This is a genomic window from Arthrobacter sp. 210 2 (assembly GCF_059093025.1).
The window spans coordinates 349,346-372,884 of record NZ_JBNHIE010000003.1; the positions used below are offsets into that span (position 1 = coordinate 349,346).

21 protein-coding genes are annotated in these 23,539 nt (G+C 59.5%); 5 read left to right on the forward strand and 16 right to left on the reverse strand.

The window, feature by feature from the left end; genetic code table 11:
* Positions 1-96: 96 nt before the first annotated feature.
* The 9 genes from AC5RWA_RS08910 to AC5RWA_RS08950 form a co-directional block, all read right to left on the reverse strand.
* The gene (locus tag AC5RWA_RS08910; protein WP_494057312.1) at positions 97-663 is read right to left on the reverse strand and encodes an HtaA domain-containing protein; all 567 of its coding nucleotides are present in this window, start codon (positions 661-663) and stop codon (positions 97-99) included.
* A complete protein-coding gene (locus AC5RWA_RS08915) occupies positions 660-1,394 on the reverse strand; it encodes an alpha/beta hydrolase (protein WP_494057313.1) in 735 nt (244 codons plus the stop codon). Before AC5RWA_RS08915 ends, AC5RWA_RS08910 begins: the two co-directional genes overlap by 4 nt.
* A gap of 368 nt (positions 1,395-1,762) precedes the next feature.
* Positions 1,763-2,554, reverse strand: a complete 792-nt coding sequence (locus tag AC5RWA_RS08920) for an N-acyl homoserine lactonase family protein (protein ID WP_494057314.1) — start codon at positions 2,552-2,554, stop codon at positions 1,763-1,765.
* Positions 2,551-3,630 carry an alpha/beta fold hydrolase gene (locus AC5RWA_RS08925; protein WP_494057315.1) on the reverse strand — a complete coding sequence of 360 codons (1,080 nt, stop codon included), beginning with the start codon at positions 3,628-3,630 and terminating at the stop codon, positions 2,551-2,553. Before AC5RWA_RS08925 ends, AC5RWA_RS08920 begins: the two co-directional genes overlap by 4 nt.
* Before the next feature lie 139 nt (positions 3,631-3,769).
* Positions 3,770-4,615 (reverse strand): SDR family NAD(P)-dependent oxidoreductase, encoded by an 846-nt coding sequence (locus tag AC5RWA_RS08930; protein WP_494057316.1) that lies wholly within the window; start codon positions 4,613-4,615, stop codon positions 3,770-3,772.
* The gene (locus AC5RWA_RS08935) at positions 4,612-5,826 is read right to left on the reverse strand and encodes an FAD-dependent oxidoreductase (RefSeq protein ID WP_494057317.1); all 1,215 of its coding nucleotides are present in this window, start codon (positions 5,824-5,826) and stop codon (positions 4,612-4,614) included. Before AC5RWA_RS08935 ends, AC5RWA_RS08930 begins: the two co-directional genes overlap by 4 nt.
* A gap of 1,025 nt (positions 5,827-6,851) precedes the next feature.
* Positions 6,852-7,925, reverse strand: coding sequence for a PDR/VanB family oxidoreductase (locus AC5RWA_RS08940; RefSeq protein ID WP_494057318.1), 1,074 nt, complete (start codon positions 7,923-7,925; stop codon positions 6,852-6,854).
* Positions 7,926-8,004: 79 nt separating this feature from the next.
* Entirely contained in the window at positions 8,005-8,814 is an 810-nt protein-coding gene (locus tag AC5RWA_RS08945; protein ID WP_494057319.1) for an SDR family NAD(P)-dependent oxidoreductase, read from the reverse strand.
* Positions 8,815-9,356: 542 nt separating this feature from the next.
* A complete protein-coding gene (locus tag AC5RWA_RS08950) occupies positions 9,357-9,989 on the reverse strand; it encodes a TetR/AcrR family transcriptional regulator (protein ID WP_494057320.1) in 633 nt (210 codons plus the stop codon).
* A 179-nt stretch (positions 9,990-10,168) separates the two neighbouring features.
* Here AC5RWA_RS08950 and AC5RWA_RS08955 point away from each other — a divergent pair, with 179 nt between their 5' ends.
* The 5 genes from AC5RWA_RS08955 (at position 10,169) to AC5RWA_RS08975 (ending at position 18,038) form a co-directional block, all read left to right on the forward strand.
* Entirely contained in the window at positions 10,169-11,338 is a 1,170-nt protein-coding gene (locus AC5RWA_RS08955) for a serine hydrolase domain-containing protein (RefSeq protein ID WP_494057321.1), read from the forward strand.
* Between the two features lie 122 nt (positions 11,339-11,460).
* Entirely contained in the window at positions 11,461-12,663 is a 1,203-nt protein-coding gene (locus AC5RWA_RS08960) for a cytochrome P450 (RefSeq protein WP_494057322.1), read from the forward strand.
* A 703-nt stretch (positions 12,664-13,366) separates the two neighbouring features.
* Complete coding sequence (locus tag AC5RWA_RS08965; RefSeq protein WP_494057323.1) at positions 13,367-14,530, forward strand: SMP-30/gluconolactonase/LRE family protein; 1,164 nt, start codon at positions 13,367-13,369, stop codon at positions 14,528-14,530.
* Between the two features lie 628 nt (positions 14,531-15,158).
* The gene (locus AC5RWA_RS08970; protein WP_494057324.1) at positions 15,159-16,628 is read left to right on the forward strand and encodes an MFS transporter; all 1,470 of its coding nucleotides are present in this window, start codon (positions 15,159-15,161) and stop codon (positions 16,626-16,628) included.
* 333 nt (positions 16,629-16,961) lie between these two features.
* Positions 16,962-18,038 (forward strand): NADP-dependent oxidoreductase, encoded by a 1,077-nt coding sequence (locus AC5RWA_RS08975; protein ID WP_494057325.1) that lies wholly within the window; start codon positions 16,962-16,964, stop codon positions 18,036-18,038.
* 352 nt (positions 18,039-18,390) lie between these two features.
* On the opposite strand, the gene AC5RWA_RS08980 is transcribed toward AC5RWA_RS08975, so the two are convergent.
* The 7 genes from AC5RWA_RS08980 to AC5RWA_RS09010 form a co-directional block, all read right to left on the reverse strand.
* On the reverse strand, positions 18,391-18,561 hold the full coding sequence (locus tag AC5RWA_RS08980; protein ID WP_494057326.1) for a hypothetical protein: 171 nt from the start codon (positions 18,559-18,561) through the stop codon (positions 18,391-18,393).
* A 171-nt stretch (positions 18,562-18,732) separates the two neighbouring features.
* Entirely contained in the window at positions 18,733-19,242 is a 510-nt protein-coding gene (locus tag AC5RWA_RS08985; protein WP_494057327.1) for a flavin reductase family protein, read from the reverse strand.
* A 15-nt stretch (positions 19,243-19,257) separates the two neighbouring features.
* A complete protein-coding gene (locus AC5RWA_RS08990) occupies positions 19,258-19,563 on the reverse strand; it encodes a hypothetical protein (protein ID WP_494057328.1) in 306 nt (101 codons plus the stop codon).
* 110 nt (positions 19,564-19,673) lie between these two features.
* Positions 19,674-20,165 (reverse strand): DUF1097 domain-containing protein, encoded by a 492-nt coding sequence (locus AC5RWA_RS08995; protein WP_494057329.1) that lies wholly within the window; start codon positions 20,163-20,165, stop codon positions 19,674-19,676.
* 177 nt (positions 20,166-20,342) lie between these two features.
* Positions 20,343-21,620, reverse strand: coding sequence for a metal-dependent hydrolase family protein (locus tag AC5RWA_RS09000; protein WP_494057330.1), 1,278 nt, complete (start codon positions 21,618-21,620; stop codon positions 20,343-20,345).
* Between the two features lie 35 nt (positions 21,621-21,655).
* A complete protein-coding gene (locus tag AC5RWA_RS09005; RefSeq protein WP_494057331.1) occupies positions 21,656-22,564 on the reverse strand; it encodes an alpha/beta fold hydrolase in 909 nt (302 codons plus the stop codon).
* Positions 22,561-23,433: a fumarylacetoacetate hydrolase family protein gene (locus AC5RWA_RS09010; protein WP_494057332.1), complete on the reverse strand. Its 873-nt coding sequence runs from the start codon at positions 23,431-23,433 to the stop codon at positions 22,561-22,563. Before AC5RWA_RS09010 ends, AC5RWA_RS09005 begins: the two co-directional genes overlap by 4 nt.
* Positions 23,434-23,539 lie beyond the last annotated feature (106 nt).

Consider the following 23,539-nt stretch of genomic DNA (forward strand, 5'->3'; position numbering starts at 1 on the left):
CTCGTCATACAATATTATTCTGTCTGATTTTTGAAGTAAGGGATAGACCCAGCGAGCACAGCTGGGACGATAGCGGCTGGAGTCTTGCCGTGGCGCCTACAATCCGCTTTCACCCCTAGCAGCGACAGTGGGCGGGTGGAACACGAACAGGGGATCCATTTCTTCTCCTGCGGGGTAGTTGCCCCCGAAGGTGGCGGCACCTGATTCCGCCAACCTGGCCTGGACGGAGGGGAAGACGATGGAGCCTCCAGGAAGCACTTGGTGGGCACCGGGGGTGAGCGTCGCTAGATGAATGCGCCTGGTTCTGTCCGGCCAGGCCGTCGCGTCGACTACAGTCAGGACCGCATTCTCGTGATCGAGTTCGATCCATGGATCCGCCACCATAACGAAGAGCATGTTGTGATGCCCTGTAAGCCGAACTTGACCCTTGAACTTGAGAGTGCCAGTGGCTGTCACTGGGTCAAATGTGCTGCCTGGTGCCGGGGCGAAGGTAAAGAAACTGGTGTGTGCAAGGGACGCACCGTCCCCGATGGCGTGTCCCCCATCGGGGACGGTGCTTATGTAGCGGATGAAGCTCCGTTTTATTCCCCAGGTGAGTCCCTCGGGAGGTGTTTCCGGATCCTCGGCTGGCCTGAGCGTTTGGGGGAAGTGCGTGTCACTCATTGGGAGGTCCTTTCGCTAAGTCGTCCTGAGCCGCCACCGACAGTTGCGTCGGGAATTTCGCCCAAAGCGGAGTGCGTTCCGGAATTCTCCAACTGCAGCCGCCGAAGCAAATCGGCGATGCGCTGAACAGAGTCGTCATTGACGTGGTGTTCCGGCTCGTCAAAGATGCGAACTTCAACCTGTGCCCCGTGTCTTTTGAGTGCAGCTGCCGTCGCCTCTACTCGATGCGCGGGTACCCAAGCATCCTCGGCTGCGGTGGCCATATAAACCTGCATCCTCTCGAGTCCCGTGCCCTTACCTGCCCACGCATCGTCGTCCGGTCCTAAGTATCCGCCGGTCAACAGGACTGCCGCAGCGAAAGATCTCTGGCTCTGCAGGATGTACTCGGAGAGCAGACATGCGCCTTGGGAGAAACCGAGTAGGACGGTCCGGCGTGCGGGGACGCCAAGGTCCTCAAGTAGTTCGAGATGCTCTTGAACAGCTGCAAGCGCTTCGTTCAGGTTCGGCTGGTTCTTCGCCTTTGGTTCCATAAACCCGTGGGGGTACCAGCTGTGATTAGCGGCTCGAGGAAGAACATAGCTGATCCCGGGAACTCCGATTCGATCTGCTAAGGCGGCCATGTAGTCAGCATCCTGCCCGCGGCCATGGACCCCATATACGACCAAGTCGGCGGTGTTCCAAGGTGACCCATGAACGGCGGGGCTTTGCTGCAGATGCGGGTTAGTGTGCATCTGAATCCTTTGAAGAGTGCTGGTGGGCAAAGACTTGCTCCGGTGATGGGGGTCCTGTCCGCTCGAACTGTATAGTTTGATGCCGCTTTTCCCGTTCCAGAGTGTCGTCATCACCACGGAATCTTGCGATCAGGCTCTTCTTCCCTGCTTCTCCTACATGGCACAGGCCCGGTACATCAGGGTTGTCGAGGCAGCGGGTGCTTCGTTCGCTTGCCGCGGCGCCCTTTCGCAGGAGGCCGGCAGTGGTAAAAAGGCGGCGCGCTTCGTTGCCGCACCGGGAGCAACTAAGCGAGCCGGGCGGCGGTGAGGTAACCAATGACTCTTGTTTTTCTCCGCAGTGCCGGCACCTGTAGTCAACGAGGATCATGTTATTCCTGGGGCGTCATTGGGCCACCAAATTCCAACCAGTCGTTAGGATCGTGGCCGATCCAGATCCTGGCGTTTTCCGTGTCCCTGATTTTCTTGAGTAGCTGGATGCTTCGCTTCCCGACCTCGGGGTTCCAGTCATGCGGGTCAGGGGCTTCCCAGTCCAGAGCTTCGCGCAGGTGCACAGTATCCCCTGTGAGCACAATTGATTGCGACGGCAACGCTACTACGCAGGACAGCTCACCTGGAGTGTGCCCGGGGGTGTGCAGAATCCTGATGGAGCCGTCTCCAAAGAGATCCAGCTCGGGTCCGCGTAGTGTTGTCCAGTCCAAGTGACGAACAGGATTTATGTCTTCAGCGCGGAAGAGGTGAGCCTGCGCAGGACTTGGATTCTCTGCCCAGTTAAATTCCCCAGGCCCAACTAAGAATTTGGCACTGGGGAAGAGGAAAAGGCCGCCGGAGTGGTCGGAGTGCGTGTGCGAAAGGATGACGTGAGTGACGTCTTCAACGCGGAATCCCAGTTTTGCGATTTGTGTATCGATCCGGTGGCTGGGGTTGGTCTTGATGCCCAAAACATCTACCAGTTCTCCGAAAACAGAGTACGGATCGTCGTTCAGAGCTGGTGTGAAGCTGGTGTCGAAGAGAATGAGCCCCCGTTCGTGCTCAATAAGGAAGGCAGGGAGGGGAAACGTGATGGTTCCCTCTGCACCTACTACAAGTTGTCCTGCGTCCAAGTTCATGGTTGGGGCATCGAGCGCCCAGAGCCTTTTGGCAGTCGCGGTTCGCGTATTCATGGCCGCCGCCCCTTCTCGCCCGTCATTGGGCGATTGTCGTTAATTTGGAGATTGCATGGATTACTAAGGACGCCGTCCGTCCAGCGGAGAAGGACGCGCAGCGCCTCTTGGTTGTTGGCTTCAAAGATCACACCGTGTCCATTGCCCTGGACTCCGTGGTCTGAAAGGAGGATATGGTCGACCGTGACTCCGGACTTTTGCAGGAAAGCGGCAGTGACTTCGTCGTTGGCTCTGCGGCCGGATGTGTCAGCGCTGACAACGGCAACAGGAACGTCTTTTAGTCTGACAAGAGTGTGAGAAAAGGACTTTCGAAGGTTGTCGGGATCATCGACCTTCGGGTCGAAGGTTATGGGTGAAGCGGTTAGGCCCCATTTGAGAGTTCCTCGGGCGCCCAAGTCCTTGAAAACCGGGCCCAACGGTTCGACGGCAATGAGAGCAGCGACAAGATGGGGACGTGCGTCCGCCGCCAGCCAGCCTGCAGGTGCACCTGCAGAATGAGTGATTATGATGGCGGGTCCGATGCGGTCCAGCAGGTCCACTACTCTGGCCTGGTCCAACTGGTTGCTGAGTTCCGTATCGGCGAGAAAGGGCTGGGCGGCAGCAACAACTGCATCCAGTTCAGGAGTGCCGGGTGTTCTGTCCCAAGGCCAAGCCGAGTGACCTATGGCATCGCGCCCCTTGGGGACGAACAACTCAGCGGCTCCGGCATAGTCCAAGGGTGGCAAGGTACTCCCTTGGAGGTCCTGGAGGTACGTTGAACGGCCATAACCAGGGCGGTCGACGACATAAACTGGGTGCCCTCTTTCGACCAGAAGAGGAGCCCATCCGGGTCTGCCGTCCGGAGTGATCAGCCAATCGGTTGCTTGGCCGCCTCCTCCGTGGATGAGTACGACGGGTAGAGCGGAGCTTTGCTCGCCGGGGGCCTCCCACTGAACGTAGGAGGAACCGAATAACCGTGGGCCTCGAGTACCCTCGACCACGTCTCCGGTCAACCAAAAGCTGCCCCGCCGGATGTTCGCAGCGGGCGCGTCGCGGTGAGGTGGCGCGTGGCGCACGCCGCTATCGACGGCGCTCATAGCGGACGCAGGGTTGGGAAGACGTCCGTGATATGGCTAATTTTGACCGGGATGGAAACGAAAGTTTTCGTCATGGCTGTTTCCTTTGTCGACTTTGCTATTCGGGTGGGAAGCAGGGCCTGGACGCGAGTCCCCCCGCTTAGGTGCCCGCTACCCTTGGTGGGGGAGCTTCGTTGGACTCCATCCAATGCAGTCTGCGACGGACCGCTGCCAGTGCGGCCTCTGGGTGCGGAAGAATGAAGAATTGGTTGTCTCGTACCGCGTCCAGCACCATATCGGCTACGACGGACGGTTCAAGCCCGCTTGAGGCGGCCTTTTCTGCGAGTTGCCGCATCATTGCGAGCCTGGTTTCCTCAGAGGCGGGTGGCACGTCGCTGGGCCGGTTTCTTTCAGCGTCGGGCATCCGGGTTTTCACTGGCCCCGGCGCCAATACAGATACTCCAACGGTGCTGCCGGCCGAGCGAAGTTCAACCTCAAGGCACTCGCTTACGCCCAGGACGGCAAATTTTGAAGCGCAATAGGGGCTCATCGTGGGTGTACCTGTTGCGAAAGCCGCAAGCGAAGCAGTGTTGACGATGTGTGCCTCGGGTTGGAGTTCCAGATACGGCAGGAATGCTTGGCATCCGTTGATGATGCCGAAAAAGTTTACGTCCATGACCCATTCCCAGGTCCGGGCGGGGATGTTCTGGAACGTACCACCGCTCTCAACGCCAGCGTTGTTGCACAAGAGGTTGACCTGCCCGTAGGCAGAAATAGTTTCTTCAGCGAGGCGGCGGACACTTTCTGCGTCACTTACGTCTGTCTGCACGCCGAGGACTTCTGCCCCATTTATGGAAAGCTTGTCTACGGCAGATTCCAAAGCCTGGATTTCGATGTCGGCGACAACGACCTTCATTCCTTCAGCGATGAATTTTTCCGCCATAGCGAACCCGATGCCGCTCGCGCCGCCAGTGACTACTGCCACGGAATCCCTAAAATTTTTCATGCTACGGACGATTCTGGGTTTGCCGAGGTGCTGATGAGGGAGGGCGTTTCCAATGACTTGGGGAACATTAACCGTGTCATGAGGGCCTCTCGATTCACGGTAAGTTGGCGTAGAGCCGCCAGGTCTTCCTCCAAGCGGACCGGATCGTCCGAGTGGTAAACAAGCCGCTTGTTGTTACTGGCAGTGGGAGAGGCTATTTCAAGGAACACCTTCCGTCGCTCCTCGGCATATCGGTCCAGGACCCCTTCAGGGGCGTCCCCGCAAATAACAGCGGCCAGGGCCTCGTATAGGACGTATGTGTCGAAGAGTCCTGAAGTCAGGCCTAATCCACCGGTGGGATTTGTCGCATGTGCGGCGTCGCCGGCAAGAAGAACGCGGCCCTTGCGGAAGCTCGTGGCGGCGCGCTGATGCATGCTGTACGGCGAAAAAGCCTCAACCTCTATACCTTCGAGACCGGGAAACACAGCGTCAAAGAACGCGGGCATTCTCGCCGCGACGCCGTCCACGGGGAGCGTTGCGTCCTCGCAGTACGTGTAACGCCACAGACCTGAGGTGTCGATCTTCGTGACGATGGCACCGTACTGATCGTCGATTAGTAGAGTCGTTTGGCCCCATCCATGCTCTTCGAAGTCAAAGCGGAGGTTTGTGGCTACAAAGCGTTCCGGCCATGTAATGCCCTCGAATTCTAGGCCTATCGCAGATCGTACTGTGCTGCCTGCGCCGTCCGCTCCGATGAGCCATGAGCCGGTTATAACCTCCGGTGCGCCATTGCGGATAACCGACACTTGCACTCCTCTTGGGCTTTGGTCAACAGCCTGGACTGAGGTATTCCAGAGCACTTCGGCGTTGGGGAAGTTTCTAAGCTTTTCGAGCGCGATCTCCACTAGGGCGTTCTGTCCCAGATGAAGGTTATGGGGGTGTTTTACGATGTTCTCCAAAGGCTGGAGTCCGAAGGATATCTCTTCGCCAGTCTTGTAGACCTTGTAGGTGTAGTCCTGCTTAGTGAAGCCCCTGGAAACGGCCTCTTCCAGAATTCCCAGGTTTTCAAGTCCCTCGAGCACGGACCAGTGATAGACCATCGCCCGAGGTGATTGGACGACGCTCGACCCTCGTTCCATCAACGTGACGCGAATTCCCGCTTGCGCCAAGCCCAAGGCATTCAGCACGCCAACTGGACCTGCCCCCGCGATCAGTACGGTCTGGTCATTCATTGATACTCCACCTTTCGACCCGTCCGCTTCCTTGCGGGCAGGGGTAGCTCGGCGTGCTATTCGATGTCGCAGCGGTCCAACACGCACATTACCGCCGGAAGGATCGTCATACAATCCAAGTAAATAGGATACATGCCGGTGATGTCCACTACATGCGCCTACAAGAAATCATGCCCGCAGGTGGTTCCGCCCCGCCCCTGTCTAGCACTACACACCCGCAACACCTCCCCGTAGAAGGGGCACTAGGGTAGCAGCGAACCACTGAAGACAATGAACCTTGGCGCTCGGAAGGGCGGACGAGCAGATGGGAAACAGGTTGTCCTACTGTATGTCAATTACTGGAATAGCCGCTAGGTCTAAACGCGACCAGGTATCGACGGGCCGATATCGCTCGAGCAGGGGCAGCCTCCCCAGACGGATGTACTTCATTGCCTACCGTTACAGCGGCACCGTCATAGAGGCCTTCCCATGGAGTTGCTGCAAGGGAGCTGGGACGTTGGGGCCAGCTTGCTTCTCTCAATAGGGGACAGCCGTGGGAAGGTTCCGGCATGTCATCGGGCTGTACATGTTTTGGCATCACATTGCTCCTTCATGAAACAGGGGGATACTTCAGCAAAAAGGCGGCTGGCCGTTTTGTTCTCGATGAGGACTACGTACGCGCTACGAATGTGGCCGATCGGCTTCACCAGTACTGCCGCGTGATTCCGCAGGGTACGTCTTGACATAACGCCACTGCATACCGGCCTGCTCCACGGCGTGTAACCGCAATTCCGACCTGGCGGGCTTTCGCCACTGGAATAAGGCGCCCTACGGCCCTGTCCAAGAGCTCATCAAGTTCAAACCGTGTTTGTACGGAAATTTCGAGGGGCTCCTCGAAGGACATGTGTTTCATTGCTCCGTCACTTCGTTGTTGTAGATCATTTTCTAGCGCTTCACCGTCCGCCCATTTCGGCATCAGTGACGCCGCTCTTGCTCCAGTAAGGGCTTCGGTCAGTCGAGGTGATGAGGCGATCCTGCCCGGCCTCTTAGAGCATCAATTTGAGAGGGCATCCGCTCTTTGAGCGTGAAACGCAAATGAACATGGTGTCACCTCGCTCTTTTTCGCTGGCCGTCAGGATCGAGTCGCGGTGGTCAGGAGTACCTTCCAGGACGGTTGTTTCGCAGGTCCCGCATGTGCCCTCTCCGCAGGAAGACAGGACTGGCAAGCCCGCTTGCTCGGCAACTTCCAGAATCGACTGGTCAGCAGGGACGCGAAGCGTTACGCCGCTGTCGACGAACTCAACGTCGAACTCTGTATCGGCTGCGGTTTCTATCTTTTTTGGAACGAAGCGTTCCGTGTGGAGACTATCCACCGGCCAGTGGGCACTCGCTTCTTCCACTGCCTTCAGCAGCGGCTCTGGTCCGCAGCAATAGATCAAAGTTTCATTCTGTACTTCACGGAGAAGTTCTGCGAAGTTGACCCGACCTTCGGTGTCCTCCGGTACAAGCCGGACACGGTCTCCGTAGGCGGACAATTCTTCACTGAAAGCCATGGTGCTAAGTGAACGGCCGCCGTAGATGAGTGACCAGGTTGCACCGTCTCGCTCGGCCTGGCCGATCATCGAAAGTATTGGCGTGACACCTATGCCGCCTGCAATAAAGATGTATTTTTTGGACTGAACGAGTGCAAAGTTGTTCCGGGGGTGACCCACTGTCAGATGGTTTCCGAGCTGCACTGAGTCGTGAATTGTTTTGGATCCGCCCCGGCCGTTAGCCTCTCGCAGGACGCCGATCCGCCAGCGCTCCTGTTCTGGAGCAATCGAACAGAGCGAATATTGCCGCACAGTTTCATCATCGAGGTGGACGTCGATGTGCGCGCCCGCGGACCACTCGGGCAAGGGAAGGCCGTCTGGATCGGCAAGGGTCAACGTCACCACCCCGTCCGAGGCTTCGCTCCGGTCTACGACCGCAACAGTCAGTCGCGCCAGGGGATCGCCGGAGGACGCACGCTTGGATGTGCTGTCCGCCTCGGGAGCATGAACTTCCGTGCGGAAAAGAGCGTCAGTGTCACCATCGTCGCTAAGTCTGTCAGCCTGCAAGGCGGGGGAGTGGTTGCTCATGATCATCTCGCTTCTTTGCGGGGATTGTAGTGAAAGGGAGTTTTCCGAGGAGAGAGTTGGGGAAGTTGTCCTAAGGGGGTCACATGTAGATGCCACCGGACGGGGAAATGGTTTGTCCCGTGTAGTAGGACCCTTCGTCGCTGGCCAGGAACAGCAATGTCTGCGCGATTTCGCCAGGCTGCGCGATACGCCGCAGCGGTTGCATGGCGATAAGTCCTTCGTTGAAGTCCTCTGGCTGCTGCCGAAAGAGTGGAGTGTCGACTGCACCGGGAGCTATTGCGTTGACTCGGATATTGAAGGGGGCCAGCTCGGATGCCGCACCGCGGGTAAGCCCCAGAATTCCCGCCTTTGAGGCTGGGTAGTACAGAGGCATTGTCACTCCGACAAGTGCTGCAGCGCTGGAGACGTTCACGATCGCTCCGCCGCCCGTCTTCTTCAAGAGTGGGGCTGCTGCACGGATGACATAGAACTGACCGAACAAATTCACTTCCATCACTCGGCGGAAGTCTTCATCGGAGGTATCCGAAAGATACTCTGCGAAAAAAGCCTCACCGTTCCGGGCGGCATGAAAAGCCCTCACATTGGTCTCCACCATCTTTTCGTTGGCAGACTTTGTCGGAGCATTGACGCCGGCAGCGTTGATCACAGCGTCAAGCCGCCCGAACTCGGCGTCGAGCTTGAGAAAGGCGTCATTTACGGCGGCACTGTCGGAGATATCCAACGCGATGCCCATCGAGCGGGGAATGGCGTTGAACTCCCGGGCCAGAGAGTCGGCAGACAGGTCCACGCCCACGACACTGGCGCCTGCCTCTGAAAAAGCCTTCGCTGTTGCAAGTCCGATGCCCGAGGCGGCACCGGTGATAAAAGCGACTTTGCCTTCAAAATTCATGATCGTCCTTGCTGTGACATTTGGCACCTCGGAGGGTGATGTATGCCACCACTATGCCAGCAAAAATAGACACGTGTCCAGTTTTTTTATTTTTGCCGATTCAGGTCTGCCCGTACGCCGGCACCGCGGTCTTCCTGCCGCATCGTTCCACGGGGAAATCATGTTTGGACGGAACTGGGGGTGCGGAAAATTGGGCAGGAGCACCGCGTGCTGGGCCGTGCGCACTTGCCGCATGACAGGTCCAGCTGCATTAGCCTAGACCTGTCAAGCGACATGGACTCCGGGATTTATCTGGAGCTGTTCATCTGGTCAGGCTCCACAAAGTAACGTCCACGACTGACCGCTGCGTTAGTGCTTCCCACCCAAAGACCGCATTGCTGCTGGTCCAGGCGTTGTAGCAACCGCCCGTCGGTGACCAGGCATTCCCAAAGCCGAGGAGCTGCGCGGCCTGCGGCGGCTCGAGCCGGCTTTGGAGCCGCCGGATTGATCAGCCCGTGAAGCAACACGACGAGCGGCACGCCCAAATCGACGGGCGCAACTAATTACCGACCGTCCGGCGCTCCCCGTCCAAGAAGCTCAGCCCATTGATCCGCAAGGGCCGCTATCATTTCCTTGCGGTCCAGGCCTGTCTCGCGAACGACGGTGAAATACATGGAGCGTTCATACTGGAACATCAACGTCAATAGGCGACTGCGTGCGCGGGTGCGAGCAGCACCCTCCTCAAATCTAGAGAGATACTGCGGCATGGCGTCGGCTGCATGCTGAAGCGTTAGGGCCCACCGCTCGGAGACGAGGGGTTCGACTGCTAACGCTCGTTCCAAAGTTTCAAATCGTTGTGCATCGCGGTCCCACAGCTTGGCGGTCTCAAACACCCAGCCCCGTACATCTGCGGCCGGAGAATTGAGCAACTTGTCCAAGCTTGAGTACATGCCGATGACCTCTGGCTCCAAGTTTTCCAGCATGCTGACGACGAGCTCAGCTTTGCTCTTGAAGTGCAGGTAGAAGTTTGACCGGCTAATCCCTGCCATGCGCGCAATCTGCTCTGCCGTAGCCAGTTCATAGCCTTGATCCCGAAAGGCGCGCAGGGCGGCGTCGGTGATTTTGTCCCGTGTCCGCTGTTTCTTGCCAACGGGAAGGGGTGCTGAACTGGCGAGCGGCAACGGGAGCATCGTCATAGTGCGTCCAATTCTAGTAAGAGGGTGGATGGACTTAGAGCCACCTGGTCGGTGCGGCGCAAAAAAACTGGACACGTGTCTACTTGTGTGTGAGTCTAGTCCTCATCCGTGGTGCACCTCACAACGCACGGTTCAGAAGTCATCGGCTCATTTGTGGCCACATCTAGAAGGATTTTGCCTTGATCAATGAAGCTCACACAGGATTCGATTCCGCTGCCTTGTCACGGATCGAACAGCGCATCGAGAACGATATTGCCGCCGGGCACTACGACGGTGCCAACATCGTCATCGCTCGTGGAGGTCAAGTAGGGCTGGAAGCCTCGATCGGTTTCGCCGACCGCAAAGCCGGCAGGACAGCCAGCGCCGACGACATTTTTCGGATTTTTTCCATGACAAAGGCATTCACCAATGTCCTGGTGCTGCAAGCGATCGACCGCGGCCAGATGGATCTCACGACGAGGGTGGTGGAACTCATACCGGAGTTTGCCGCCGGTGACCGTTTCCGTCAGGGGAAGAAGGACCGGATTAATGTGGCACATTTGTTGACGCACCGGGCTGGTCTGGTCGTTACGCCAAACCCGCTGCCTTATGCAGAACTGGGCAACCTGGATAACGTGATTCGCGCAATCAGCGAGCTGGACGTCGTAGGAGAGCCGGGAGGAAGTTTCGACTACTCACCCGCTTTGAACCATGCGCTTCTTGGTGAGATGGTCCGGCGCGCGACGGGCGCCGCGTCGTTCCGGGAGTTGATGTCTCGCGAACTATTCCAGCCTCTGAAGATGACACAGACGGCTCTTGGCGCACCCAGGGCATGGAGCGAGCGGATGGTTCCGGTGCGTGCAAGCTTCCCTGACGGAGGATGGCTGAATGCATACGACGTGGAGGTCATGGAAGAAATCATCACAGAAGAAGCAGAGATGCCGTGGGTGGGGGCCGTTTCAACCGTCGGAGACATTCACCGCTTCACTGAGATGCTAAGGCGCGGAGGCGAACTGGACGGCCAGCGGATCCTGTCTCCGGCCATGCTTGATCTGGCGACGACGAACCAGACCGGCACCTCCCCTAATAGCCTCTATGCTGGCATCGCCATCGCGCGCGGGTGGGAAGTGCCGCCAGGGAACTTCGGTCTGGGATTCGCTCTGTCTGGCACAGGGACCCATGCCTCCTTCTTCGGATCCACGACCAGCCCGCGGACCCATGGCAACTACGGGGCCGGCTCTACCTTGTTCTGGGTGGACCCGGAACTCGACCTGACTTTTTCCTGCCTGACGGCGGGCGTTATGGACGAAGGCGACAACGTGATCCGCTTCCAGCGCCTCTCCACGATGGCTGCTGCAGCAGCGGTCTGACCCGTCGACCGGTCAGAAAACTTACTCGAGGAGCAATCTTGACAACCCCAACTTATGATCGGCCGGCGGCACCGCCGGAATTCGACCCAACCGGGACAGCGGCCTTACGTGATCCTGCCAGCATGTACAAGCAAGCAAGGAAAGACAACCCCGTCTTTTGGTCTACTGAGCTGCATACATGGATCGTCACCCGCCGTGAAGACGTAGACGCTATTCTCATGGATTGGGAGTCTTTTTCCTGCCGAGGCAACGGCGGAAGCATTCCAGTGCCGGACGAGTTCGCAGAAATTGTTCCGTCCTCTCTAATGTCCAAGATCATGATCAGCATGGATCCGCCGGAGCACACGGAGGCCCGGAAGGTAGCACAGCGAGGTTTTCTTAAGCCCGCCATTGACGCCTTGATCCCCGAAATCGAAACGCGTGCGCACCGCATCATCGACAAATTCGCAAGCGCAGGTTCCGCAGACCTCATGGAGGGGTACTGCCTTGAACTGACCACGCAGACCCTTATGGCACTACTCGGTTTAACAGCAGGCGATGAGCAAATGATGCGCACGCTGCGCGACGATCATTTTGCCATCCTTGCAAGCGGCCGGGAGCCAATGGAAGAACCACGCCGCACCCAGGTCTGGGACCGTTATGTCAGGGCTCAACTGCGACTGCGGACATTGGTCGAGGAACGTCGTGAAGGAAGCGGCACTGACATCATCACGACTATGGCAACTGCCCGGAACCGCAGTGGCGAGCCGGCGCTGACTGCCGAACGTATCGCCATGCACCTCACCGAATTTGCGGCAGCTGGCACCGATACGACAGCCCAGGCTATCGCCAACGCAATTTTGTTCCTCTCCGCATCGCCTGAGCAGCTCGCAGAGGCGCAAGCGGACCCCGCACTATGGTCGCGTGTCATCGAGGAGACAGTACGCAGACGACCATCGGCCCCCTTCGCATCACGACAGGCAACCCGAGACGTGGAAATTTCGGGTGTCCCTGTCGCTAAGGGCGATATGCTCTGGCTCGCTCTGGCAAGCGCCAATACTGACCCGTCGCACGTCGAAAACCCTGAAGAATGGGATATCCATCGAGAAAATCCCGAGGATCACTACGCCTTCACCAAGGGACGTCATGCTTGTCTTGGGCAGCCCTTGGGACGCGCTCAGGGCGCTGCAGCATTGCGGGTGTTGTTCACGCGGTTACCGAGCCTGCGCGCCGTGCCTGACGCCCCGCAGGAATTCCTGCCCTTGGCGATGCTTCCGATTAGGAGAAACCTTGAAGTGGCTTGGAACAGCCAGGACGCCGTGCGGACGGCTGCGGAATTTTCTTAGCCAAACTTTTCCTCGTACTGTCAGTGAGCTTGATTCGAGTTAGCTGACAGTACGAGGCTCCGCACCCTTCCTATCGACGACTCCATTGCAGTTAGGGCAAGATGCAAAACACAAGCAAGAATCGGATTATGCGTTGTACAGAAGGCAGCCAACACCGCCCAGCCAGCAGGAACAGTTCAGTATGAAGGAGGTGCTTGCGCCCCTCACAAAACATGCCTGGGTCGATCTCGAACCAGGCATTAACGTCGTCCTGATCGACCATGAGGGACGTCGGAACGCGGGCATCGTCGACGCTGTAGCTCCGGACGGCTCCATCATCTGGGTCATACTCCACAACGGGAACGAGCGCCGGTTGTTTCTTCAGACTGAAATTTTCAGGTGGCAACGGCAGCTTCCCTAGACAGAGCGAGATATCGCAGCGCCGCCCTGGATTGACCTGCCATCGAGCAGGCTTGCTCGCAGCACTCGGAAGCTACCAACCAGCAGAACGCGCAAGCTCCAAAACCGCCCCTTTGTGCCTGTCGCAGAAAGAGAGTCGGCTTCATCGCGACGTGGGCGTTGTCTCTGGAAGGCCATGCGACCTGCCGCCGTTCGAGGTCACATAACAGCCTGAAGTCACGTAATTCACCACAACTATCTCCGCGCCACCGGCCAAGTGGTACGGCGTGCGTGTTCTGCCCTCATTTTGGATTAGGAGCCCCTCATGAAATCGTCTACAAAAGTCAGCCGCCGAGGCTTACTGGCGATGCTGTACACGTCGATTGCCCTGCTGGCCGCCGGTTGCGCCAGCTCGGAGGCTGGCCAGCGGGACCGCCAGAACGCCGCTACGACAACAGCGGCTAGCCCAACTGACAATGGACATCAAGCCTGGAGTGAACGGCTGGTGGACGGTCCATCCAAACCCGAGGACCTGATCGCTCTGCCGGGTACTGATTTTCTGGTGGTAAGCGGTATGTCCGCTGATCCCGGCAAGGAGGGCGGCGGCGCCGGACATCTCTACCTGATGGACAAGACCAGTGAGGAACTCACCGAAATCTGGCCGGAGCGTGACCACAGCATCGAGCTAGATGAGGAGCTGTACAAGGATTGTCCCGCACCACCGGAACCGGGCATCGCATCCCCGCACGGCATAGGGCTCCAGCCGCAGGATGATGGCAGCAGCCGGCTCTTCGTCGTCAATCACGGCGGCAGGGAATCAGTGGAGGTCTTCACGCTCGAGCCCTCAGCGGGCAAGGAGGTGAAGGTGAAGTGGATCGGCTGCGAGCTGCTGCCCGAAGGTACCTTTGGCAACGGTGTGGTTCCCGACCCTGCCTCGGACGGCTTCTACGTGACGCACTACTTTGATCCGGCCAACCAGATGGCCGGCTTCGAGGCTGCCTTTGCCGGGGATAACACCGGATATGTTCTGCACTCGGACCCCGCGACCGGATGGCAGAAGGTTCCCGGGTCCGAGATGTCAGCTCCTAACGGCATAGCCCTTTCAGCAGACGGAGCCGACTTGTACGTAGCGGGCTGGGGCAGTAGGGACGTCCGCAAGTTCGCCGTGGGCGGGAGCAACGGCGACCCCCAGGTTCTGAAGCTGGACTTTATGCCGGACAATCTGCGCTGGACCCCCGACGACGCGCTGCTGGTAACCGGGCAGGACATTGACAGCTTCAAGACCTTCCAAGGCTATCTGACTGGCCAGGTAGAGCCACGACCGGGTTACCAAGTCATGAAAATAGACCCGGAAAAATTCGCCGCCCAAGAGATTGCGTCCGGTACATCAAAGGGTTTTGCCAGCCCCACCACCGCCATTCAAGTCGACGGGGATATCCTCATCGGCAGCGTCAACGGCGACAAGATCATGCGGCTGAGCAGGCCTTAGCGCCCAGAAGCGGCACCAAATATAACAACTGTCCGGCCAGCTAAAGCAGCAGTCCGGACAGTTGTTTAAGCGCCTGGTCCCGTCACGCTTAAGCGTCTGGTGCCGTCACGCGCCACACTCGCCCGCCTCCATGACAAGGCCGATCATTACGTAAGGTTGATTGCCTTATTCTTCAAGTGCCTGCTCCTGTCCACGATACCTTGATCTTTGCCGGGCCCAATTGCAGTTGGTGGTTTGCAGACATCGAACGGGCCTTGTTGTTCTCGGGACACGTCAGGCAGGGACTAACTGACCAGCCGAATAGCACAATTTTTATCGCAGCATGAAAAATATCCGGCGACCCTTCACCGGCATGCGCAGAATGTATGACCATATACATCGAGTGAAAAAAGTTACTGAAGAAGTTAGACACATGTCTAGTCAGCACTCGTAATGCATGAAAGACTTCAGCGGATAGCTACGGACAAGGCAGAACTTACCGTTTTTCACAGTGCGCAGCGTCTGCTGTCTAGCCGTCATACAAGTTGCTTGGACCCCGTGGTATCTCTCACTTCACTCAGCCATTGCCTCACGGCACGTCTCATTGTCGAGAAGCGCTTGCAATGGCATTACATTCCCAAGGACCAATATGAACACGAACCCAGACTTACTCGCAGCGAAGGAAGTACCCACCAGGGGAATCCTCGACTGGAAGTACAAAGGAATGCTCATGGGCATAACCTTCTCCGGCCTCATGATGCTCAACGAAGTTGGGGCCCTCATGGCCATTCCCCTCTATTCCTCCATGAGCGCGGAGCTAGGCCTAACGCCCACACAGGTGTCCTGGGCATTGCTATCAACTCTTCTCATGGGCGCGGTATCAATAGCCTTCCTGTCTAAAGCAGGAGACCTACTGGGACATCGGAAGCTGCTGCTGATCAGCGTGTCAGTAATTTTCATCGGTTACGTGATCTCAGCACTGGCGGTGAACTTCGAAACTCTCGTGATAGGTCGGGCCCTCGTTGGCATCACCGCAGGCCAAGCCCTGGTCATCGGAATTATGAACGACCGGCTGACCGCGCTGAGCAGGAAGAAGGCGATTGGCGTTATTGCCGGTGGGCAGGCGATCGGGGTCACCTTGGGCTTCGGGCTTGGCGGGCTGATGATTGAACTGGGCGCTACGTGGCGCCACAGCTTTTGGATTGGCGCGGCTCTGACGCTCATCAGCCTCCTCGGTGTCGCCCTTTGGGGTTCAGATTCCGACGCGGCCCTCCGCAACCGCTCCGCCAAGAAGCACATCGAGGTAGTGTCTGTCGGCATTCTTGGCCTGTCTCTTACAGCCGTCTGTGTGGGCATCAGCCAGAGCACCGTCTGGGGCCCGATGTCCGTCCCCACGCTAATCTTCTTCTTCGGTGGCCTCGCAGGCCTGGCCGCATGGTACGCACGGGAACGTCGCAGTAAGAATCCTCTGGTCGATGTCATTCTGCTAAGGAGCCGGCGGCTCCTGCCCGCCTACGCCGTTTTCATAGCTATGGGCGTCGGGGGAATGATTACCTTTAACCTCATTCTGGGTTACGCGCAGACCCCGTTTCCGCTTGCTGGGTATGGTTTTGGCCTCAGTCCGCTCGTCGCCGGGTTCCTGTTCATTCCGATGACCGTCGCAGGTATCCTGGTCGGCCGCTGGATCCCCGGGATGCTGGGTCGGGTGCGACCCCGTGTTCCCTTTGTAGGGGCCGCAGTTCTGCTGCTCTTGGCGTTTGGCTGGCTGTACTTCATGCACCAGCACGTCTGGGGTGTTCTGGTCGGCGTGCTGCTCTACGGAATCGCGTACACCATGCTGCTGACCATCGCCCTCTCGGTGATCGCCGCTGAAGCGCCCGAGGGTAAGGGCGCAGGAACTGCGGCAATATATATTGGCATCGCCCTTACAGGTGCCTCAATCGGCGCGGCCTTGTTCGGCGCCGTCATCGGGATGGGCCTCACACCGGAGAACCCCATTCCTGCTTCCGGAAACTACAGCGTGGGATGGCTTATCGGGGTAGCAGCCGCAGTCCTAGCGATTGTTGCCGCGGCATCACTGTCCAAGGATGTGGAACTTATAGAAACGGCTCCCCACTAACATCTTGAAGAAACAGTCGACCGGGCCGATGTACACACGGCCCGGTCGACGGTTCGGGCAATAGGACGTGGGCGAGCTGCACCCTCGCACGCGGTGTGGCTCGCAAGCTGACCCACTCGGAGACGGGCAAAAATCCGGTTTGTCCTGTGCACTCGAAAAATGCACTCGCGGCCTCTGGGCTGTTCCGCGCGGTGACGGAAAAGGCACAGCCTCCGGCAATCGCCCCGGTGCGGTTCCCGAGCAAGGTATGGGCAGGCCCAGATCTTCATTCACCCATTGGAAGCCTGACTATTCGGGGCAATGCCGCCGCGAGAATAACCGAAAGGCACAGCCGTGATCAATTCCTCCTCAAAAACAATTTCAGTAGCAAACGACTCCATCCAAGACACCGACGGTAATGCCATCCGCAGCAAAGGCTGGGTGATAGCAAAACCGTCGCTGGGAGAATATGACCCCAGCTGCCTCCGCCTGGAAGAGCGTCCAGTAAGGTCGATGGCGAACGGTGAGGTGATCGTGAAAACGGTGCTTATGTCGTTGGACCCCACCACCCGCAACTGGCTGACGCTCAAGCCGGAGTTTATGTACATACCCCTGGCGGTCGGTGACGTGATGATAGGTTTCGGGTTGGGGACAGTCATTGCCTCCGCAGACCCAGGTTTCGCCGTCGGCGACCTCGTGACCGGGATGTGGGGCTGGGAAGAGTACTCGATAGTCGGCGCTACATGGCTCGAGAAGCACAATGCTGGCTCGTCAATCCCTGATACGGCATATTTATCCCTCTTCTCGCACGTCGGCCGCGCAGCTGCCATCGGCCTTCTCGAAATCGCTCAAACAAAACCCTCTGACACTGTCGTGGTATCTGGAGCGGCGGGAGCGACTGGTTCCGTTGCAGTGCAACTTGCAAAGAGCCTGGGCTGCAGAGTAATCGCTATCGCCGGCGGCCATGAAAAGTCCACCTACACCGTAGACGAACTCAAGGCGGATTTCGCCATCGACTACAAATCGGAGGACGTTTCTGCACGGCTGACCCAGTTGAGTCCGAGTGGAGTGGACGTATACTTTGACAACGTTGGCGGCACGGTCCTAGACGCAGTACTCGCCAATATGGCTGTGGGCTGCCGCATCGCACTGTGTGGAGCAATGTCTCAGTACAACCTCTCAAGCCCAGAGCTGGCCCATGGTGTCAAAAATCTCCCAATGCTGCTGTTCAAAAGAGCAAAGATCGAAGGATACGTCGTTCCTGACTATGCCCCTGTGATGTCTCGCATCGACCGCACCCTTCGCGAGTTGTTCTCGGAAGGCAGCCTAAAGCTACGTGAACACGTTTTGAACGGATTGGAGTCCGCACCCGACGGCGTGCGGCTACTTTTCAGCGGTGAAAATGAAGGAAAATTGATAGTTCGCCTCTAGCAAGCGGCACTCTACCGGCAACCTTTGAGGAACGAGTGCCAACCGCCGATCCTCAATGGTGTGGGCAATAGACGCTACCAGTCCCCATACTCTGAAGGGTTGATTATCCTGCCTTTTGACTCCGCCTTCCTGAACATTCCCGCCGTGAACCGGGCGCCGCCGGCTGATCAGTTCTGATCCCCGGGGTCCGGGCAGAAAACGCCACGAACGATGGTCAGGCAACAGCCCCTTTTACAGGTACTCCCCCACCTATCCCAAAGAGCCGATAATTATGATTCTGTAAAGCTGGCCGAGTAGGGGAGTGGTCCCTTGCGGACCCCTGTCCGAGCTTGCGCCGGCCGGCAATACCGTTTCATTGAGTGGGAAGCCCGTCCCGTCTACCAAGGAAGTCCTCGATGACCCGTGGCGAGGCGGTACCGATGATGATTACGAAGTTGGCTGGGCGTGCCGGACCCAGCGTGAGGACATAGTCAACGTCCGAGGCGTTCGTGCTGTTCTTGGCCCGGTTGAAGGCGTCCACCACTTGGCCGGTGCTTGCAGCAGGTTTTCAAGAGCGTCGTCCTGCTGGCTGGTAGTGGCAGCGGTGGCCCTCGGGGGTGTGACGGTTGCTGGTCCTGGGGTGTCCGGGGACATGGTGAGCCTCTTATTCGGGGTTTTGCGGTCGTGTCGTTTCTCAGGGGCCGAACTGGTGGTGTCAGTGGGGGAGGAGGCCGGAGAATGCGTGGTTTTGGAAGACGAGGGGGTCTGTGAGGCCGCCGGTGCTAAGGCCCAGGACTCGGGCCAGGACGAAGGCGTGGTCCCCGATGGGGGTGACGTTCTCGATTTGGCATTCCATGGTTGCGACGGCGCCTGCGACCAGTGGGGCACCGTATGCGCCCTGGGTCCAGAAATTTTCGGCGAAGCGGTCGGCTTCCTTTTTACCCAGCTTGCGGCAGAAGCCGGCCTGTCCGGAGCCCAGTGTGCTGATGCCGAGCACGGTGGCTTTATTGAGCTGTGGCCAGCTGGAGGACTTGTTGCCGACGAAGAAACCGACCAGGCACGGGTCCAGGGAGATGAAGACGAATGATCCGACGATCATGGCGGCGCGTTCGCCGGTGAGTTCAGGTTGTCCGGCGACGACGGTGACACTGGTGGGCACCATGGACATGACGGCCCGTACGTGGGTGGGGTCGATGGTGGTGGGCCGTTCGGTAATGGTAGTCATGGCTGCCTCCTTCGGTTACCGGTGTTGCTGGATGTAGTAGTAGTGCTGTTCGGGGTCGATCCACACTTCGTATCCGTCGAGTTTGTCGATGAGGATGCGTGAGTCGACGCCTTCGGGTGAGAGCCACAGCATTCGGGAGTCCGGGGTGGCTTCTTCGACGCGTGCGGTTCTGATGTGTGTGCCGTTTCGGCGGATTTCCACTGTTGCTGTGGGGAGGCGGAACCAGTCATCGACCCGGAAGGCCTGTGCTGGCTTGGGGGTGAAGGTTCTGTGTCCGATCGGGAAGGACCCGGCGGCTGCATGGGCTGTTAGTGCGTTCATCACGGTTCCTTAGGTGGTGGGCAGGGTTGGGCTCAGGTGCCACCGACAGCCGGGGATCGGGCCGGTGGCACCTGGGAGGGGTTGGCCGATGGAGCGGCCTTGTTATTGTTTTAGCCGACGGGTTGGGTGTCCGCGACAGGTGCGGGCGTCTGGTCCTTCTTGCCGGTGGTGGTCAGGAGCCCTGCGGTGTATTCGGAGAGCCAGCCAAGGCAGGCGCCGGCGATCAGGGCAAGGCAGGTGCCGGCCGCGTCGAAGGTGGTGCCGAAGTAGGCGGCGCATCCGGCAAACGCTCCGGGGATGAAGCCCAGGACGCTCCAGCGTGCCTGGACGCACATGGCGAAGGCTGCGATGGCGACGGAGATCCCGAGCGCGCCGGGGATGGGCAGGTTCGCCGCTGCCCAGAGGATGACAGCGCCCCAGAGGACGCCGGAGAGGTTGGCGGGGATGGTCTTGAGCAGTCCGGCGCGTTTTCCGCCGGCGGCGAAGAAGCATGCCCAGGAGAGGAATCCGACCCAGGTGATCAGGCCCAGGGGTGTGCTGAATTGGGTCCAGAGGCCGGCAAGGATTCCGGCGGTGATTCCGATGATGACGAGGGGCTTCATGGGTGGTTCCTAAGGGTCAAAATGGCGTCATTGTCTTTTTGAAAAGGAAAGCTCAGGGAGCGTGCACGCTTTGTTTACGGGCACAGATTGCGGGAGAGGCGTTGGTTCTTTTGGCGGGGGCGTATTTAGCTGTGTGGCCCCGGCCGGAAAGCCGGGGCCATACAGCGTGGGTGCTTGTTAGAGGTGGGTCAGGGCGAGGTCGGCGGGGTCGGCGCTTTCGGGGGCGGCCGGGGTGTTTTCGGCCGGTTCGCGGTGGAATTCGCCGTTTTTCATCACTGCGGTGATCTTGTTCAGGTCCTGCAGGATGGTGATGTCTTCGAGGGGGTTGCCATCGACGAGGATCATGTCGGCGTAGAAACCGGGCAGGACCTTGCCGAGTTCGTTGGGCTTTTGGAACAGTTCCCCGCCGAGAGCGGTGGCGGCGATGATGGCTTCCATTTCGGTGTAGCCGAAGAGCTTCACGAAGTGGTCCAGGTCGCGGGCGTAGGTGCCGCGGGGTGTCCAGGCGAAGCCGTAGTCTCCGCCGGGCAGCACACGGATGCCGCGTCGGCGCATCTCTTGCATTGCTTTGACGGCGATGTCGAGTTCGCGGGCGTATCCGGCCTGTTCGGCTGCCTCGTGGGAGTAGCCGAAGGCTTCGGCGTCCTGGAGGGTTGCGACCAGCCAGTTGATGGCCGGGGCGACGAAGACGCGGTCTTTGGCGGCTTCGAGGAGGTCCATGCCCTCGTCATCGATGTAGGAGGCGTGGTAGATCATGTCGACGCCGGTTTTCAGGGAGATGAGGACGGAGTCACGGCTGCGGGCGTGGGTGCATACGCGTACGTGCCGGCGGTGTGCCTCGTCGACGGCGACCTGGAGTTCTGCTTCGGTGATGTAGGTGTCGGTGGCTGCCTTGGTGCCGGTGATTTCCTCGCCGGAGATGCTGAGTTTGATCTGGTCCACGCCCAGTCCGATGGTTTCACGGACCACTTTGCGCATTTCCTCGACGCCGTCGGCGATCTGGGTGATGCCGGGTACGAGGTCCCCGGCGGTGGTGGCGATTTCCTGGCCGTTGGCCAGGTAGCGGGGGCCGGGGATCCGGCCGGCGTTGATGGCGTCGCGAACGACGACGTCGAGGCGCTTTTTGGCGCTGGCCGCGCCGAAGCACATGGTGTAGCCGTAGTCGATGTAGTACTTGGCCGACTCGACGGTGTGCAGCAGGTGTTCCTCAACGTGCATGGTTTCGAGGCTGTTGAGGTCCCCGTCGTTCCAGGTGAAGTGGGTGTGTGCGTCGCACAGGCCCGACATCAGGGTCTGGCCGCGGCCGTCGATGACCCGGGCGCCGTCTCGGGGCAGGTTGCCCGTGCCGGGACGGACGTCGGTGATGCGCTCATCGACGACGAGCACTTCGCCGAGGAAGGGCTGGGCGCCGGTGCTGTCGAGGATGTTGACGTTGGTGAAGAGGGTTTTCGACATGACTTCGTTGTCCTTATCTTGAGATGGTGCGGTTGTTAGGGGGCTTTGCGGATCTGCATGGTGATGGTCTGCTGGCGGCGCGACTGGCAGCCCGGGCTGGGGCTGCTGCAGGCGCACGTTTTCTTCGTGTCCGGCTTGAGCGTGGAGCCGGTGAGGAAGTCCAGGACGGCGGCGGTGACGAAGTCCGGCGCCTCGGGAACGGTCCAGTGGCCGGTGCCCGGGGCGACCAGGAGTTCTGCCTGGCCCAGCTCCGCGGCGATGGCCTCGTTGGCGGCCGGGGTGCTGACTTTGTCGTCGCTGCCGGTCAGCAGCAGAACCTTGGACTGGACGTTGGCCAGATCCGGGTTGGTGGCTGCGGCGAGGGCTTCGCAGGCCTGCGCGTAGGCTTCCGGGTCCTGGCCCAGGAGCAGTTCGCGGACGAAGGGGCGCACCAGCGGGTTCCCGATCGCTGCCTTATCGGCGGTAGCGGCGTTGGCGACGGTGTCGGCCACCGAGGCCATGCCCTTTTCGCGGACGAGGGCCGCCCGTGCCCGGGTGGCGTCCTTGGCCGCCTGGGCCTGTTCCCGGACCGGGCCCAGAAGGACGACGTCACGGACCAGGTCAGGGCGGGCTGACGCCAGCTGTTGGACGATGAGGGTTCCCATCGAGTGGGCGACGAGGTGGGCCCGGCCCGAGGTGGTCTGGGATTCGATGACCAGGGCCAGCTCAGCGGTCAGGGATTCCAGGCTCAGGTCCCCGTTTTGGGGCGAGCGGCCGTGCCCGGCGAAGTCGTAGCGGGTGACGCGGAACCGTTCGGCCAGGGAGGCGACGAGCGGCTCGTAGAAGCTGGTGGTGCCGCCCAGTCCGTGGACCAGGACAACGTCATCGCCGGTGCCGGTGGTTTCGACGAAGAGGTGTTTCGTACCGACCGCTGTCAGTCCCGCAGGGATGGTCGCGGTGCTCATCGTCCTTCTCCGATCCGGTTCGACAGCGTGCCGAGCTTGCTGATGCTGATCTCGACGACGTCTCCGCTGGTCAGGAACCGCGGCGGGGTGAAGCCGATGCCGACACCGACCGGGGTGCCGGTCGCGATGATGTCGCCGGGCTGCAGGGTGATGCCGGCGCTGATCGTTTCGATGATCGTGGGGATGTCGAAGATCAGGTCGGCCGTGGTCGCCTTCTGCCGGGTTTCCCCGTTGACGGTGCAGAGCAGATCCAGGGGCCCGTCTCCGACCTCGTCGCGTGTGACCGCCCACGGACCCATTGGGCAGTGGGTGTCCAGGCTTTTGCCCAGGAACCACTGCTTGTGGTCTTTCTGGAGGTCGCGGGCGGTGACGTCGTTGATGATCGTGTAGCCCCAGACGTGGTCCAGCGCGTCGGCCTTGCTGATGCCGCGGCCGCCGGTGCCGATGATGACGCCGAGTTCGGCTTCGTAGTCGAGTTCGGAGGTGACGCCGGTGTGCGGGTCCACGTCCGCCCCGGTCCCGATGACCGTGGAGGGCGCCTTGGTGAACACCACCGGGTATTCCGGCTGGGCGTTGGCGCTGGCGGTTGCGTCGTAGCCGGAGTTGGCGAATTCCTTGGCGTGCTCGACGTAGTTGCGGCCCACGCAGAAGATATTCCGGCGGGGGAGCGGGATCGGGGCCAGCAGCTCCACGTCGGCCACCGGAATTGCTTCCCCGGGAAAGGCGGCCAGCTGAGCCGCGGCGCCGTCCCAGCTGTCGATGAGTGAGAGCAGGTCCTGCCCGCCCGGCACGGCAGTCACCGTTGTGGCGTCGGTGTTGAGGACGCCGGTCTGCTGAGTGCCCTGGTGGCGGAAGGTAACGAGTTTCAAAGTGATTCCCCTTCGAATCGATTATCGATAATTGATGAAATGACTCTACACGACCGTGACTGGCATCACAAGCGATTATCGATAATTTCTTTTAGAGGGGGTGCGG